Origin of the sequence: Pseudomonas sp. (assembly GCF_051660785.1) — a bacterium.
Taxonomy (GTDB): Bacteria; Pseudomonadota; Gammaproteobacteria; order Pseudomonadales; family Pseudomonadaceae; genus Aquipseudomonas.
In genome coordinates this window covers 21,623-37,392 of sequence record NZ_JBOFQE010000054.1, presented here as the reverse complement: position 1 = coordinate 37,392, position 15,770 = coordinate 21,623, and the positions used below count along the sequence as shown (strand labels likewise).

Below are 15,770 nucleotides of genomic sequence, written 5' to 3'. Positions count from 1 at the left end.
CTGCTCATGAATGCGCTGACTCTGCCGGATATCGCCGCGCAGGCTTCACGCCAAGACGTGCCGCTCGAATGGGTGGGCATGTGCGGCATTGCTCTTCCTGTTTTATTCGATGGCCAACGGCTGAGTGCAAAGGCTGACGCAGGCGTGAGCCTTGATGATGGAGAAGCACGCGGCATTCACATGTCCCGGCTGTATTTGGCGCTGGAAATGCTCGAGCAGGAAAACCTGACTCCCGCATTGTTGCGTCGTGTCTTGCAGCGTTTTCTCGACAGTCATGAAGGACTGTCCAACTCTGCCTACTTAAGAATTGATACGGATTTACTGCTCAAAAGGCCGGCGCTGATCAGCCCGTTGGCCGGATGGAAAACGTATCCGGTGAGTATCGAAGCGCGTTTGAAAAACGCAATGTTCCACGTGGAACTAAAAATCGACGTTCCTTATTCCTCAACGTGTCCGTGTTCAGCAGCACTGTCCCGACAGTTGATTCAGCAACAATTCGTTGACGACTTCGCCAACAAGTCATTGCAACACGCCGATGTTTTGGCGTGGCTTGGCTCCACAAAAGGCATTGTTGCAACACCTCACAGCCAACGCAGCAACGCGTTTTTACGGCTGCGGCTCGATGATTATGTGGATGACATACCGCTGATTGCGTTCATCAGCGATGCAGAAGCCGCGTTGGGAACCGCCGTGCAAACCGCTGTAAAGCGCGCCGATGAACAAGCGTTCGCCTTGGCCAATGGTCAGAATCTGATGTTCTGTGAGGACGCCGCTCGCCGCTTGAATCTTGTCCTGAAACGCTCGCCCGGCATCAACGCCTTCCACATACGCGTCGTCCACGCCGAAAGCCTTCACGCTCACGATGCCGTCGCCGAAAGTCGATGGAATTGGGTAGCCGCATGATCCGTTGCCAGGATTTACGCTGGGGCGCACCCGGACAACCGCTCACGCCGCCCGTTAATTTCGAACTATCCAAGGGCAGCCTGACTGCCGTGATCGGGGCTAACGGCTCGGGTAAAAGCAGTCTGCTAAAAGTCATCGCCGGGCTGCAAAAGCCACTGGCCGGTAAAGTCATTCTTGATGTTCCACGCAAAGGCTCGCTGTCCTTTCTCCCACAACAACAGCACTTGGACCGGCAATTCCCCATCAGCCTCCAGGAGTTGGTAGCCGCTGGTTTCTGGGGCAGCAAACAATCACCAGAGCTACGCCACCAACGCCTGAAAACCGTGCTGGAAAACTGGTGCCTGGCGGGTTTGGAACAACGCCCGTTGATGGCGTTGTCCGGTGGCGAATTGCAGCGCGCCCTGCTCGCCCGGTTGAGCCTCGCCGAAGCGCCGCTGTTGTTGCTCGACGAACCCCACTCCGCACTGGATGAACTGGGGCAGTCGCTGCTCTGGAAGCACATCCACGCCTGGCACACCGAAGGTCGAACCCTGCTGATCGTATGTCACGACCTGACTGCGGTTCGCCAACACATGCCTCAAAGCTTGCTGATCAAAAGCAGCGGCTGCGTCCTCGGACCCAGTATCGAACTGATCCACCAACAACCGCAAACGCAGGTGGCCTGATGCTCGCTGCCGCTCATCTTTGGCAACCCTTCCAAGACTTCGTGTTCATGCGCCGGGCACTCTTGGGAGGATTGGTCCTGGCGTGCAGCACCGCTCCGCTGGGTGTGTTTCTGATTCTGCGCCGCATGAGCCTGATCGGCGACGCGGTGGCTCACGGCATCCTGCCCGGCGCTGCGCTCGGCTTCTGGTTCGCCGGTTTGAGTCTGCCGGCACTGACCCTTGGTGGCCTCGGCGCAGGCCTGAGCATGGCCGGACTCGCCGCCTGGATTACCCGTCGCACAGGGTTGCGCGAAGACGCCAGTCTCGCCGCGGTCTACCCGATTTCCCTCGCCAGCGGTGTGTTGATCCTCGGCATCGCCGGCAAACGCCTGGACCTGCTTCACCTGTTATTCGGCTCGGCACTGGCGGTCGATGGGCCGACGCTGACCGGAATGCTGTGGGTGTCCGGGTTCAGCCTGATCGCCATGGCACTGATCTACAAACCGCTGTTGCTGGACACCCTCGACCCGCTTTTCCTGCAAACCGTCAGCCGTCTCGGTCCGTTGGCACACGGCGTATTTCTGACCCTGGTGGTGCTGAATCTGGTGATTGGCTTCCAGGCCATCGGTGCATTGATGGTGGTCGGCTTGATGATGTTGCCGGCCGCCGCGTCGCGCTTCTGGAGTCGTCGTTTGCCGTTGCTGATCGCGATCGCCGCCCTGCTCGGCTGCCTCTCGGTGTGGCTCGGTCTGTTGCTGTCGTTCTATTACTCACTGCCTAGCGGACCGGCAATCGTGCTCGTAGCTGGCAGTTTGTATCTGCTGTCCGTGGTGTTCGGTCCAGTGCATGGCTTGTTGCGCCGCCCGCCTTTGCTTACATCCCAATGAGGTATTTTCCGATGCGCGCTTTACTCGTGCTGTTCAGTTTGATGCTGTCGATGTCGCTGTCCGCAGCGGAAAAGCTTCAGGTGGTCACCAGTTTCAGCATCCTCGCCGACATGACTCATCAGGTCGGTCGCGACCATATCCACATCACTAACATGGTCGGTCCCGACGCCGATGCCCACACGTACGAGCCGACCCCGGACGATGCCAAAGCCTTGCTCAAGGCCAGGCTCATCATCAAGAACGGTCTTGGGTTTGAGCCCTGGCTGGACCGTCTGGTGACCAGCACGGAGACCAAAGCCCCGATGATCAGCGCGAGTCACGGCGTCATACCGCGCTCCCTGGATGAAGACGGCGAGACCGTGCCCGACCCTCACGCCTGGCACAACCTGGCCAACACCGAGTTGTACATCAGCAACATCACCAAGGCGCTGATCGCCGCCGACCCGGCGAACAAAGCCGACTACGAACGCAACAGCCAGGCCTACCTGAAACAGATCTACGCCCTGCTCGCCGAAGCCAAGGCCAAGCTTGGTTCGCTGCCACCGGGCAACCGCAAGATCGTCACCTCTCATGATGCGTTCGGTTATCTGGGCCAGGCCTACGGCATCGACTTCATGGCACCGCAAGGTCTGTCCACCGAACGCGAACCTTCAGCCGCCGAAGTCGCTGCGTTGATCACCCAGATTCGCCAGGCCAAGGTCAAAGCGGTGTTCATGGAAAACATTAAGGATGCACGCCTGCTCAAACAGATTGCCGACGAAAGCGGCGCACACATCGGTGGCACGCTGTACTCCGATGCGCTCGCCGCCAGCGGCCCGGCGAGTACCTTTGCCGGCCTGTTCGAATACAACCTCAACACCCTTTACGACGCATTGAGCAAGCCATGATCCGCAAGAACCCCTCAGGCGATTTGCCACTGATTGCGGAGTCCGCGTATGTGGATAAAACTGCAATCATCTGCGGCAAGGTGGTGATCGGCGAAAACGTGTTCGTCGGTCCCTATGCCGTTATTCGGGCCGACGAAGTGGATGCGTCAGGCGAGATGGAGCCGATCACCATCGGTGCCAATTCGAACATTCAGGACGGTGTGGTGATTCACTCCAAGTCCGGCGCGGCGGTGACCATCGGCGAGTTCAGTTCGATCGCTCACCGCTCCATCGTTCATGGCCCGTGCACCGTTGGCGACCGGGTGTTCATCGGGTTCAACAGCGTGTTGTTCAACTGCGCAGTCGGTGATGGCTGCGTGGTGCGGCACAACTCTGTGGTCGACGGTCGTGATCTGCCTGAGGACTTCTACGTGCCCTCCACTACCCGCATCGGTCCCAATACCGACCTCTCGCAGTTTCCCCCGGTGAGTGTCAGTGCCTCGGAATTTTCCGAGGACGTGGCCCGCACCAATGTCGATCTAGTACGCGGCTACAAAGCCCTGCAGAACGAGTTTTGACCATGAGCAGCGTGCTGATTCGCAATGCAAGACTGGTCAATGAAGGTCGGGAATTCGAGGGCGATCTGCTGGTGAGCAACGGTCGGATCGTGAAGATCGCCAGCAGCATCCACGGAGAAAATGCCGACGTCGAGATCGACGCACAAGGGCAATGGCTAGTGCCGGGAATGATCGACGACCAAGTGCATTTTCGAGATCCCGGGGCGCCGGACAAGGGTAGCTTTTACACCGAGTCTCGGGCGGCCGTGGCCGGTGGCATCACTAGCTTTATGGACATGCCCAACACGCAACCGGCGACACTGACCCTCGCGGCTCTCGCCGACAAGAAGCGGCGAGCGGCAATCAACTCTGTCGCCAACTACGGCTTTCACTTCGGTGTGAGCAACGACAACCTCGACATTGTCGCGGCGCTCAATCCCTGCGAAGTGGCCGGCGTGAAAGTGTTCATGGGCGCCTCTACCGGCAACATGCTGGTGGACGATCCGCAGACCCTTGAACGATTATTTGCCGAGGTACCGACCCTTCTGCTGGCTCATTGCGAACACATGCCCAGCATCGAGGCCAACGCGGCGAAGGTCCTTGAACGTTTCGGGGAGCACATCCCCGCCGCCGTGCACCCGCAGATTCGCGACGCCGAAGCCTGCTTTCGCTCCTCCTCAATGGCGGTGGACCTGGCCAGGCGGCACGGCACCCGATTGCACGTTTTGCATTTGACCACCGCGCGGGAACTGGCGTTGTTCGAGGACAAACCGCTGGCCCAAAAACGCATTACCGCTGAAGTCTGCCTGCATCATTTATTGTTTGATGATCGGGATTACCCGAGCCTCGGAAACCTGATCAAATGCAATCCGGCGATCAAGAGCCAGGCCGATCGTGATGCCTTGCGTCATGCCCTGCTGAGCAATCGACTGGACGTAATCGGCAGCGATCACGCGCCCCATACCTGGGCTGAGAAACAACGACCCTACCACCAGGCCCCGTCCGGTTTGCCCTTGGTGCAACATGCACTTCCCGCACTATTGGAACTGGTGGTTGATGAAATTCTGCCGATAACTACCCTCGTGGCCAAGACCAGTCACCGCGTGGCTGATCTGTTCGCCATTCCCGACCGCGGTTATCTGCGCGAAGGCTATTGGGCCGACCTCGTCCTGATCAAACCCGAACCGGATGGCGTTGCCGTTTCCCGGCAGCCGGTCCTGTCGCAATGTGGCTGGACACCCTTCGCCCGACAACGTTTTCGCCACAGCATCAGCACTACGATCGTATCGGGGCAAATCGCCTGGAACGACAAACGTCTTAATGACAACTGCCAGGGTTTACCCCTACGGTTTATGCGCTAACCCGCGTTTATAAGCATTCGAGAGCACCGACATGATTCACATCACCCTGAGCGATGGTTCATTGCGTGAATACGACCAACCGTTGTCGGTGTATGAATTCGCCGCAAGCATCGGTGCAGGGTTGGCCAAAGCGGCAGTTGCCGGCCGGGTGGACGGTACTCTGGTGGACTGTGAATTCATGATCAAGGCCGATGCCCGTGTCAGCATCGTCACGCCTCAAGAGCCCGACGGGCTGGAAATCTTGCGACGTTCCTGTGCATTGATGCTGGCGATGGCCATAAAACAACTCTATCCAAAAGCGCAACTGCAGAGCGGATCGGTGCTGGGGGATGGCTTCTTTTATGAGTTTGCGTTTGAGCGCCTGTTAAACCTGGTCGACCTTGCCGGCATCGAAGCGCGCATGAAGATCCTGGCGGCAACCAATCATTCGATCCGGCGCCGCAAACCAGTCTCCGGATCGACACTCACAGTAAAACCATTGCCCTACCTGCTCGGGGACTTCGAATGTCTGTCGGTGGGTCCACATGTTCCCGCAACCCGAGTGTTGCAGGCATTCGCTCTTGATTACATCAGCGGCACCGCGCCGCAACGGATCTATGGCACTTGCTGGTCCTGCCAACAGGAACTGGAAGACTGGCGGGCGCCGCCCCACGTGATCATCGTCAGCATGGACGAGCGTCAGGCCGCGTACGCCCAGTCAGTTACCGAGGCCTTGCGCCGAAGCGGCGTGCGCGCTCGCGCGGATTTGCGCAACGAGAAAGTTCGCCACAAGATCCGCGAGCACAGTCAGCACGTGCCGTATCTGGTGGTGATCGGGGAGAAAGAAAAAGAAGGCGGCTTTGTCAGTGTGCGCAGCCGCACCGGGGAGGATTTCGGCAGGATGGCGGTTGCGGCGGTGTGTGACTGGCTGAGGTCAACGGGGATTGCGGGTGTCTGAAGCGACGCCATCGCTAGCAGGCTGGCTCCCACTGGATGTACACCATCCCTGGGGGAGCTAGCCTGTCAGCGAAGTTTTTTAGGCCCGTGGCTTTACAGTGCCGCAATCCTGACCCAGCCAAACGGCACGGGTATCCAGGCTACCCTTCTGCTGAATACCGGTCGCATTGAACGTGCCGTTGACCTTGGTGGTGAACTCACGATCACTGAGGAAAGTAGCTACACCGGCACCTTGGGCCTTTGGACAGCTGAAACGGAATTTCCACTGATTACCGCTGCGCTCGGTGATTTCCTGTTTGCAGCCCGATTGCGGATCCGTCAGCGGAATATTGTCTGACTTCACTTGCTCCGGCGTCAGGCACGCCCGAATGCCTTTGCCGCCCATGGTGATGCCCTGCTTCTCCAGCTGCGCGCGCTGCTGCGGGGTCATCTGGCCCTGCAACTGACCGAGGATCAACTGCAAGTCCGGCAAGTTCTGGTCATCGACCTTCATGTTGCTGGTGGTCAATTCCCACAAACCGGGCTGCAACATCTGCGCCTGAGCGGCCACAGGAAGTGCCAAACCAAAAGCCACGGCCAAACCCAGCAGACGAACGTTCATCGAGTAACTCCTGATCAGTAGTGGCCGTTAGACGTCAGCCATGGGCTTCAGTTCATGGGCCAATTAAATAGCGACATTCTGCACGGAACATGGTCTGTTAAGCATTGAATCTTCAGGAGCAAGGCTGCCCCATGGATTACTTTGGACCGCACATTTTCGGCTACACCATCGCACTGCTTCATACGCTGGGCCTGATCGCAGCCATCCACGCCGTGCTCACCGTCCGCACCGCCCAGGGATCCATCGCCTGGGCCCTGTCGTTGATCTTCATGCCTTACCTCACGCTTATTCCCTATCTGGTATTCGGCCGCAGTACCTTCGATGGCTACATCAAGGCGCGGCGCCAGGCCAACGAGGAAATGCGCAAGGCGATCTCGGAGCTCAACTGGCGTCCTTGGGTAGAAGAGGCATTGACCGCACGCGCCTCAAACGCTTACGCATCCCTGAGGGCCATGCCGAAACTGGGGCGCATGCCGTGCCTGGCAAACAATGAAGTGCGCTTGCTGATCAACGGCCAAGCCACCTTCGACGCGATTTTCGAAGCCATCGACAACGCGGAGCAAGCGGTACTGATTCAATTCTTCATCATCCACGACGACCGCCTCGGCCAACGCCTGCAAACCCTCCTGCTGAAGAAAGCCGCCGAAGGCGTGGCGATCCACTTGTTGTATGACCGCATCGGCAGCCACTCCCTGCCCCACAGTTACGTGCAACCGTTGCGTGATGCCGGCGTCGAGGTCAAAGCCTTCGCCACCCGCAGCGGCTGGCTCAACCGCTTCCAGGTCAACTTCCGCAATCACCGCAAGATTGTCGTGGTCGACGGTATTCTGGGCTTCGTCGGCGGGCATAACGTCGGCGATGAATACATGGGCGAGAAACCACCGTTGGCGCCTTGGCGCGACACCCACATTGGCGTACGCGGTCCGGTGGTCGCCTGCATGCAGGAATCGTTTGCCGAGGACTGGTTCTGGGCGGCGCGCTCGTTGCCACCGCTGATCCTGCCGGATGTGTACCCGGACGACGGTGTGCTCTGCCAGTTGCTCGCCAGTGGCCCGGCCGATTCCTACGAAACCTGTTCGTTATTCTTCGTCGAAGCCATCCATGCGGCGACTGAACGGGTGTGGATCACCAGCCCTTACTTCATCCCCGACGAAGCGGTGTTCGCGGCGTTGAGACTGGCGGTGCTGCGAGGCGTGGACGTGCGACTGCTGCTGCCCTCACGCCCGGACCACCGAATCGTTTACGCCGCTTCAAGCCTCTATGCATTCGAAGCCGTGCGCGCAGGCGTGCGAGTGTTTCGGTACCAGCCCGGGTTCCTGCATCAGAAGGTTGTGTTGATCGACAGCGAAATCAGCGCCATCGGCAGCGCCAATATGGACAACCGTTCGTTCCGGCTCAATTTCGAAGTGATGTTGCTGACCGTCGACAGCGTATTTGCCGCCGAGGTAGAAGAAATGCTCAACGATGACTTCGCCCAGGCCCACGAAATCGCCAAAGAAGAAAGCCGGGAGACCCGCCGCCTGCAACAGGTCGGCATGCGGATCGCCCGGCTTATTTCACCGATTCTCTAAGGGTTGTAAATGTCGTCGCGCGTCCATGGCAGTTCGTGGCTGCCATCGGCGTGAGCTTTCACCGCGAGGATCTGGTGCAGATTGATCCAGCCTCTGGCGAACGCATAAGCGCATCCGGCCAGGTACAACCGCCAGATCCGCAGCGCCTGTTCCGGAACCAGTTTTGAAGCCGCCTCCAGATTGTCTTCCAGGCGTTCGCTCCAATGGTCCAGGGTGCGCGCGTAGTGCAGGCGCAGACTCTCGACGTCGACTATTTCCAGTCCCGCTTCACTGATCTCGGCGGAGATCATCGACAGGTGCGGCAGCTCGCCGTTGGGGAACACGTACTTCTCGATGAAATCACCGGCACCGCGTCCGACCGGACGGCCATCAGTGTGCTTGGCGGTAATCCCGTGGTTCATCACCAGGCCGCCCTCTTTCACTGCGCCGAACAAGGTCTTGCAGTACTCGGCCAGATTGGCGTGGCCGACGTGTTCGAACATGCCGACGCTGACCACCTTGTCGAAGCGCCCGTCCTGAGGCAAATCGCGGTAGTCGAGCAATTGCAGTTCGACCAGATCGTCCAGGCCTTCGGCGCTGACCCTTTCACGGGCCAAAGCCAGCTGCTCTTTACTCAGGGTAATCCCGAAGACTTTCGCGCCGAACTCACGCGCCGCATAGCGGGCGAGCCCACCCCAACCGCAACCGACATCCAGCAGGTATTCACCTGGTTGCAGCCGCAGCTTGCGACACAGGTGGCGGAATTTGGCTTGCTGGGCTTGCTCCAGCGTTTCGCTGCCGGTCTCGAAATAGGCGCAGGAATACGCCATGTCGCTGTCGAGCCACAGCTGGTAAAAGGCATTGGAAAGGTCGTAGTGGTAGGAAATCGCCTTCGCGTCGGTTTCCTTGTCGTGGACGGTGCGCACTGGCTGACTGTCCTGGTCACCGAGCAACGCCTGGCTCCACTCATCACAGACGCGTATCACGTCGCTGATGGAGCCTTCGAGCTCAAGTTTACCTTCGACAAACGCCGCTCCGAGCGCGTCCAGGCTTGGGTGGGTGAACTGGGTAACCATTTGTGGGTCCTTGACCACAATAGTGACGCTGGGCGTCGGCCCCAGGTTGAATTCATGGCCGTCCCAGAGTCGCAGGCGTAGCGGAAGCTGCAGATTCTGTAAGGCCGGTGGAAGTTGCGCGAGCATGGAAAATCCCCCTTGTTTCAGACGTCTGATGTGAGGGTAGACCATCCTTGAAAAATAGCTGGCTATCGATTTAATAGCCTTTTCCTATAACACGCGGCGCTGCGACCAGCCGTCGTGAGTTCACAAAACAGATGGTCCTCACCCTAGATGACTACGAACTTGCTACACAGTTCTAAAAAATGAGTGGTGCTCTCATCTACCTTGTTTAGAGCCTTTAAGCCTCGTCTTTGATTTTCAACAAAGGTTCCTGAAAACGCAGCAGACGCCCCGCGTTTCCGAGCACCAACAATGTGCTGAGGTTATGCAGCAACGCTGCAATCATCGCCCCCGCAGCACCCAGCCAGCCGAACGCAGCGAAGGCCACAATCGCCAGGGTCCAGCCCAGACCGATGATCACGTTGACCTGCAAAGTCTGCCTGCATTGGCGACTCAACCGGACACAGGTTCCGAGGCGACGCAGGTCGCTGCCGATCAGCACAATGTCCGCCGACGCCAGCGCGATGTCCGCACCGCCGGCGCCCATCGCCACACCCACGACGCCGGCCTTGAGTGCCAGCGAATCGTTGATGCCATCCCCCACCACCATCGGCCGGAAACCGTTGCCGATTTCCGTCAGCACGCGATTGAGTTTGTCCTCAGGCAACGCCTGCGCTTCGACATCGCTGATGCCGACATCGCGCGCCAGCGTGTGCGCCACGCTTTGCCGATCTCCGGTGAGCAGCAACTGACGACCCAAACCCAGCTCACGTAATTCACTCAAGGCAAAACGCGCTTCAGGTTTGACGCTGTCGGCCAGCAGCAGCCAGGCAAGGAATTCACCGTTGAGTGCAAGCCCGGCAATCGGGCCGTCGTGTTCGGGAACGGCCGACGTGGCGATGCCCAGTTGCGCGAACAACTCCGGACGACCGAGCGCGGCCTCGCCCTGCTCCGTCATCGCCACCACGCCCAGGCCCTGACGCTCACGAATGTCCGAGAGCAACAGAAAATGTTCCTGCGTGACCAACCCGGCAAGCGCGCGGCTGACCGGATGACTGCTGGCCGAGCCGAGACTGGCGGCGAGTTTCAGCACGTGGCTGCGGTCTTCCAGCGGGCTGTCGATGGACTGCAAACGCAAGGTGCCAAACGTCAGGGTTCCGGTCTTGTCGACCACCAGCGAGGTCAGGTCCGCCAGCTCTTCGAGAAACGCCGAACTGCGGATCAGAATCCCGTGCCGCGCCGCCACCGCCACGCCGGCAATTGCCGTGGCCGGAGCCGACAGCACCAACGCGCAAGGACACGCCGCCACCAGCACCGCGAGCATTGCCTGGGCATCGTTGGTGACAAACCAGGTCACCGCGGCCAACAGCAACACCAGCACCATGTAGCTACCGGCGTAACGTTCGAGCAAACGCGTGATCGGTGGCTTCGAACGCTCGGCGCTTTGCATCAGGGCGATGACTTTACCGAGGGTCGATTCGTTGCCGGTGCGCGTCACTTCGATCCGCAGCAGACCGTCGAGGTTGATTGCCCCGCCGAACACCTGCATGCCGACACCCGCTTCGATGGGCACCGACTCACCGGTAATCGATGCCGTATCGAGGCTCGCCTGTCCGGACAACACCCGACCATCGGCCGGCACTCGATCACCCGCACGCACTTCGACAATGTCCCCGGGCTTGAGTGTGCCGTTGTCGACTTCGGCAATGACTCCATCAGCCTGAACCTTGCGCGCGTGACTGCGGGTCAGTTTGCCAAGGGCGCGAATCGCTTCCTGGGAGCCGATCACGCTGCGCTCTTCCAGAACGTGGCCGAAGATCATGATGATCGGCAGCAACGCGGCGGTCAGCAGGTCACCTGTGGCCCAGGCGCCGAGCATGGCAAGGGCGATCAGTTGATCGGTGATTCCGTGCAGACTCGGATAGCGCAGGCTGTACCACGCCGAACGCATCACCGGCACGGCCACCAGTAACGAAGCAAAACCCAACAGCAATTGACTGACGCCGGTCTGCTCCGGCGACAGCCAGCGCCAGACCAGTCCGAGGCTGAGCAAGCCAAGGGCAAGCATGGCAAGGGTCAGTTGGCGCGCAGCGTTGCGTTGTTCCGCCGAGGACAACATGCTCGGTGCGGCGGCGGTTTGGGCGGTCATTGTGCTGCTCCCTGAATGATCAGGCGGGAATCGTCTTTCGGGTTGACCGTTGTCACCGAGCCGGCCTGACCGAGAATCTTCGGCATCCGCTCGCGATAGATGCGTAACAACATTTGCGGGTCGGTGCCCTGTTGTTGCGCCTTGGCCAGGCTCAACACCGTAGCGGTATCGGCCGATGCTTTGGCCAGCCGTTCGCTCGCCTGGGCATGGGCGACTTGTAGCGTTCGGTCACCCTGTTCATTGGCCGCCTGAGTCAATTTTTCGGCCTCGGTACGCGCATTGGCGACGGCTTTGTCGGCTTGTTGGCTGGCGGTTAATACCGCATTGAACGCATTCACCGCCGGGCCGGGCAGACTCGATTGCACGTCGACTCGCGACACCTCGATACCCAGTCCCTGCCCCGTCGCGGTCAGTTCGGCCAGTCGCTGATTGATGCCCTGCACCAAATCACCGCGCAGTCGCTCGCGGCGTTCGGCGGCCTGATTGTCGGTGCCGATCAGCTCGGGTCGTGCCACCAGAATGGTATCCAAGTCTCTCGCGGCAGTCAGGGCAACGGCGCTGCGGGTGACCAGCCGATCAAGTGCTGGCAGCACATGTTCACCTTGAAGCACGAACGCATAGGGTTCGATCACCTTGTAGAAAACCCGCACATCCAGTTGTACTACACCGGCGTCACCGGTCAGCAAATAGCCTGAGCCCGCGAGCGCGTCGCTCAGCGGTGTCGCGAATGACGCCAATCGATCGGCCTGCAATGCGGCATCGCTGCGCAGTAGATTCTCCACCCGGCGCTCGATCACCCGTTCGGCTGCCGGCAACAAAATCACTTGTTCAAAGGGCCGCGGCCAAGCCAACAGCAACCCGGCATTCTGGATGCGATCCAGAGCGCCAAAATGCAAAACCATCGCGCGATTCTGTGGATCAATTTGCCGCACATTGGAGAATGCCCAGGCTAACGCGGCGAGAACGGTCACCGCATACAGCGCGAGAAAAGCCAATCGCCCGGCCTGAATCCAGGGGCTACTTAACTCATGTGTTCCACGTGGAACTAAATTCATGGCTGCGACCCGGACTTGGTTTCGAGGGTCGGCGGACCGTCAACCAACACCCGAAAAGGTGCGGCATCGGTACGCAATATCAGCTTGGTGCCCGGGGTGACGATCGTGCCCAAGGTATCAAGGGAGCGCAGCAAATTATAAAGCTGTGGCGAACCGGCGTAGGCGCGCCCATAAATCTGCGCGGCTTCGACCCGGGATTGAGCTTCGATGTCAGCGGCTTTCACCGTCGCATCAGCTTGCACGATTCGCGCATCACGCTCGGCGGCCGATCGGATTTGCGCAGCTTCCCGTTTGCCGATGGCGGTGCGTTCAGTGGCGATAGTTTCACGCTCGGCGCGCATGCGATCGACGGTGGCGGTGAGCGTCACCGACGGCAGGGTCAAACGCTCGATGCCCACTTGCAGCACTCGAACGCCATACGTGGTCAGCAACTGCTGATCGATCTGCTGACGCAGCTGCGCTTCGAAGTCGGCAATGTGCACCTGATTGGCATCGGTGTTCACCAGGTTGGCCAGATCGAAACTGCTCGCGGTAGTTTCCAGCGCAGAGCCCACAAACGTACGAATCTGCCGCGCGGCTTCGTCCGGCTGATTCTGCACGGCGCGCATAAAGCGCTGCACGTTGTCCGGATCGCCCTGCACCTGCCACGCCACGTACGCCTGAACGATGATGCGCAAACCGTCGCGCGTGCCCACATCCTGCAAACCGCTGGAAGTGGTGCGCAGCCGCAAGTCGACAGGAATGGCCGCTTCAAACGGTGCCGGCCAACGCCAGCCGAGACCCGGCTCCAGCAACACCCGCGACGGATTGCCAAAGCGAGTGATCACCGTGGCTTCCCCCGAACGCACCTGCACCAGACTCGCTGCCGCAATGGCGAACGCCACGAGCAACGCCGCCCAGCCCATACGTCGCCACGGGAATGGCCCGGCTTCCTGTGGATCGCCGTGATGATGGTGACCGTGGTGATGACCGCCATGGCCGTGATCGTGGCCGGCGTGGTCGTCATGATCTTGAGTGTGCGACTGGCTCAATTGGCAGCTCCTGGCTGAGCGCTATTGCGCGGCGACGCAGGATCGGCCGGCAGCGTGAAAGTACGTAGGTCGATGGTCGGCGCATTGTTGCTGCCGCCCAGGCGATGATCGAGAACCAGCAACTTGGCGTTTGCCAGGCCTTGGGTTAGTTGACTGAAATACTGTTCCAGCACAAACGCCTGGCCGGCACTGGCATACGCCTTTTGTTCAGCGGTGAATTTAAGATCAGCCGCCTGAGCGGTGGAATTGATTTCATGCGCGCTGGCAGTCGCTTGATCGCGAGCGATGCTGGCCTGCAATTGCGCCTGATTGGTCGCCTCCGCTGCTGCCCCGCGCTCGCGGGAGATCAAGGCCTGCGCGCCAATCTGTGCCGCCTGAACACCGTGATAGGCATTGGCCGCACCGGCCGGCGGATGGATCGCCTCAACCACCGTCGCGAGAATTTCCACGCCGCTGTCGAGTTTCTGCAGATCGGATTGCACGGCGCGACCGATCTCTTCGGCCAGCCCTACCCTGTCTTCGCCGAGCAAACCATCGAGGGTTCGCGAGGCAAAGTCGTGAACCAGAATCCGGCTGGCGGTGCTGCGAAACAGCGTCGGTACATCAGCACTGTTGTACGTCGCCGCCAACGCCGCTTGATCGGTCAGACCGATGCGATAGACAAAACGCACGTCCATGTTGACGATCTGAAAGCTCTGCTTGTCGGCACGGCTGCTGGCGATGACCTGGGATTTATCGTTTACATGGCTGGCGTCCCACAGGCGATTGGCAATCGCCGGTGCCGGGCCTTCCGCAGGTTCCAACACCACCGGCGCCGTTTTTTCGCCCACGCTGGTCGCCAACTCATGAACCACACCGTTTTCAACGCTCAGCACCCGGCCCAAAGGCCACGGCAAACCGGCGTGCAAACCCGGACCGAACACTTCCACCGGTTTGCCGAAACGCTCGTAGATACCACGCCCTTGCAACGGTATTTCGTGAATGCCGGTGAGCGACCACCCGACGATCGCCACCACCGCCATCACCGGCAAAAACGCCCGGCGCATATAGGTGAAGGCCCAGATCTGTCGCAAGTCGATGCCGAAGCGATTATGCAGTTCATGCTGCAACGCCAGTAATGGTTGTGGCGGCCAGCGCAGCATGTCGGCAACGAAACTGCGTGCCAGCAACGTAGGTTCAAGTTGTTCACGGCGAGGGCTGAACAGCGACAGTGCGGCGCGCAACAGCAACTCGACCGCGACCAGCCCCGGCAGCAAGCCGATCAGCACCGCCAACCGCGCCGGCCAGACTGATGATTCGGTGCTGAACAACAGACACAACGCGCTTAACACCAGGCAAATGATCGCCACCCGGCTCAGCTGCGCCAACTGCCTCGCTTCTGGCCATTGGGCGACGTTTTCCTGTGCGAGCTGACGCTCCAGCACCAGCAGACCGAAGGCCAGCACCAACGACAGCGCGGCGCCTACGCTCGCCGACAATCCCAACGCAGCGGGCGGCAAAGTAAGGTTCCAGAACTGGCTGATGCTGAAGATCGTCAACAGCCCCCAACCCGCGAGCCAGAGTGTCGGCGCGCCGATCTGCCCGAGCATTCGCACCCAGCGCTGGCTGAGTCGCTCCAGCAATCGCTCATACCAGCCTTCCGGGGTAACGGTGTCGTCCACGACCACCACCGGCAGCGTCGGACTCATGGCCTGCGCACGCCATTGAGTCACCCACCAGGCCGATTGCAGGCCCGCAATCAGTACCAGCAAGCCGGCACTCTGGCTCACCAGCAACGGGGCCCACAGCGACAGCGGCGCAAACAACCCGACGAAAAACGCCAACACCAACCCGACCGCCGCCAAGCCACTCAGGCCGATGGCGAACTGACGTAATCGCCGCCCTTGAAAAACCGCCTGCTGAAAACGCGGCAGCCCGGCTACCTGCGTTCCATCGACTTCGAGATCGACTTGCATACCACCCCAGTACTTATCATTGGCTACATCGCAATTCGTTACGATATAACGAAAGTGGTGAAATTTTTGTACTAATTCGTTCTATCTAAAGACGCTT

Annotated in this window: 14 protein-coding genes; 8 read left to right on the top strand and 6 right to left on the bottom strand. The window is 59.8% G+C overall.

The window, feature by feature from the left end; genetic code table 11:
• The first annotated feature begins 6 nt into the window (after positions 1–6).
• Genes folE2 through ACRC4F_RS12890 form a run of 7 tightly spaced genes read left to right on the top strand, consistent with a single transcriptional unit; the run spans position 7 to position 6,155 of the window.
• Entirely contained in the window at positions 7–903 is an 897-nt protein-coding gene (gene folE2 / locus ACRC4F_RS12920) for a GTP cyclohydrolase FolE2 (RefSeq protein WP_438659644.1), read from the top strand.
• Entirely contained in the window at positions 900–1,568 is a 669-nt protein-coding gene (locus ACRC4F_RS12915; RefSeq protein WP_438659643.1) for a metal ABC transporter ATP-binding protein, read from the top strand. The genes folE2 and ACRC4F_RS12915 overlap by 4 nt, the downstream gene beginning before the upstream one ends.
• Positions 1,568–2,434 (top strand): metal ABC transporter permease, encoded by an 867-nt coding sequence (locus tag ACRC4F_RS12910; RefSeq protein ID WP_438659642.1) that lies wholly within the window; start codon positions 1,568–1,570, stop codon positions 2,432–2,434. The genes ACRC4F_RS12915 and ACRC4F_RS12910 overlap by 1 nt, the downstream gene beginning before the upstream one ends.
• Before the next feature lie 11 nt (positions 2,435–2,445).
• Entirely contained in the window at positions 2,446–3,321 is an 876-nt protein-coding gene (locus tag ACRC4F_RS12905; protein ID WP_438659641.1) for a metal ABC transporter substrate-binding protein, read from the top strand.
• On the top strand, positions 3,318–3,878 hold the full coding sequence (locus ACRC4F_RS12900) for a gamma carbonic anhydrase family protein (protein WP_077748526.1): 561 nt from the start codon (positions 3,318–3,320) through the stop codon (positions 3,876–3,878). The genes ACRC4F_RS12905 and ACRC4F_RS12900 overlap by 4 nt, the downstream gene beginning before the upstream one ends.
• A 2-nt stretch (positions 3,879–3,880) precedes the next feature.
• Positions 3,881–5,218 carry a dihydroorotase gene (locus ACRC4F_RS12895; RefSeq protein WP_438659640.1) on the top strand — a complete coding sequence of 446 codons (1,338 nt, stop codon included), beginning with the start codon at positions 3,881–3,883 and terminating at the stop codon, positions 5,216–5,218.
• Positions 5,219–5,249: 31 nt separating this feature from the next.
• Positions 5,250–6,155 (top strand): His/Gly/Thr/Pro-type tRNA ligase C-terminal domain-containing protein, encoded by a 906-nt coding sequence (locus ACRC4F_RS12890; RefSeq protein ID WP_438659639.1) that lies wholly within the window; start codon positions 5,250–5,252, stop codon positions 6,153–6,155.
• Positions 6,156–6,233: 78 nt separating this feature from the next.
• Here the strand turns inward: ACRC4F_RS12890 and ACRC4F_RS12885 are convergent, their stop codons facing one another.
• Positions 6,234–6,755 carry a DUF3617 domain-containing protein gene (locus ACRC4F_RS12885; RefSeq protein WP_438659638.1) on the bottom strand — a complete coding sequence of 174 codons (522 nt, stop codon included), beginning with the start codon at positions 6,753–6,755 and terminating at the stop codon, positions 6,234–6,236.
• Between the two features lie 131 nt (positions 6,756–6,886).
• On the opposite strand from ACRC4F_RS12885, the gene cls reads away from it, so the two are divergent.
• Entirely contained in the window at positions 6,887–8,326 is a 1,440-nt protein-coding gene (gene cls, locus ACRC4F_RS12880) for a cardiolipin synthase (RefSeq protein ID WP_438659637.1), read from the top strand.
• On the opposite strand, the gene cfaB is transcribed toward cls, so the two are convergent.
• The 5 genes from cfaB to hflK (ACRC4F_RS12855) form a co-directional block, all read right to left on the bottom strand.
• Entirely contained in the window at positions 8,323–9,507 is a 1,185-nt protein-coding gene (gene cfaB, locus ACRC4F_RS12875; RefSeq protein ID WP_438659636.1) for a C17 cyclopropane fatty acid synthase CfaB, read from the bottom strand. The genes cls and cfaB overlap by 4 nt on opposite strands.
• Before the next feature lie 214 nt (positions 9,508–9,721).
• Positions 9,722–11,632, bottom strand: a complete 1,911-nt coding sequence (locus ACRC4F_RS12870; protein ID WP_438659635.1) for a cation-translocating P-type ATPase — start codon at positions 11,630–11,632, stop codon at positions 9,722–9,724.
• Positions 11,629–12,687 carry a protease modulator HflK gene (hflK, locus tag ACRC4F_RS12865; RefSeq protein WP_438659634.1) on the bottom strand — a complete coding sequence of 353 codons (1,059 nt, stop codon included), beginning with the start codon at positions 12,685–12,687 and terminating at the stop codon, positions 11,629–11,631. The genes ACRC4F_RS12870 and hflK (ACRC4F_RS12865) overlap by 4 nt, the downstream gene beginning before the upstream one ends.
• Positions 12,684–13,718: a protease modulator HflC gene (hflC, locus tag ACRC4F_RS12860; RefSeq protein ID WP_438659633.1), complete on the bottom strand. Its 1,035-nt coding sequence runs from the start codon at positions 13,716–13,718 to the stop codon at positions 12,684–12,686. Before hflC ends, hflK (ACRC4F_RS12865) begins: the two co-directional genes overlap by 4 nt.
• Positions 13,715–15,673, bottom strand: a complete 1,959-nt coding sequence (hflK, locus tag ACRC4F_RS12855) for a protease modulator HflK (protein ID WP_438659632.1) — start codon at positions 15,671–15,673, stop codon at positions 13,715–13,717. Before hflK (ACRC4F_RS12855) ends, hflC begins: the two co-directional genes overlap by 4 nt.
• Positions 15,674–15,770 lie beyond the last annotated feature (97 nt).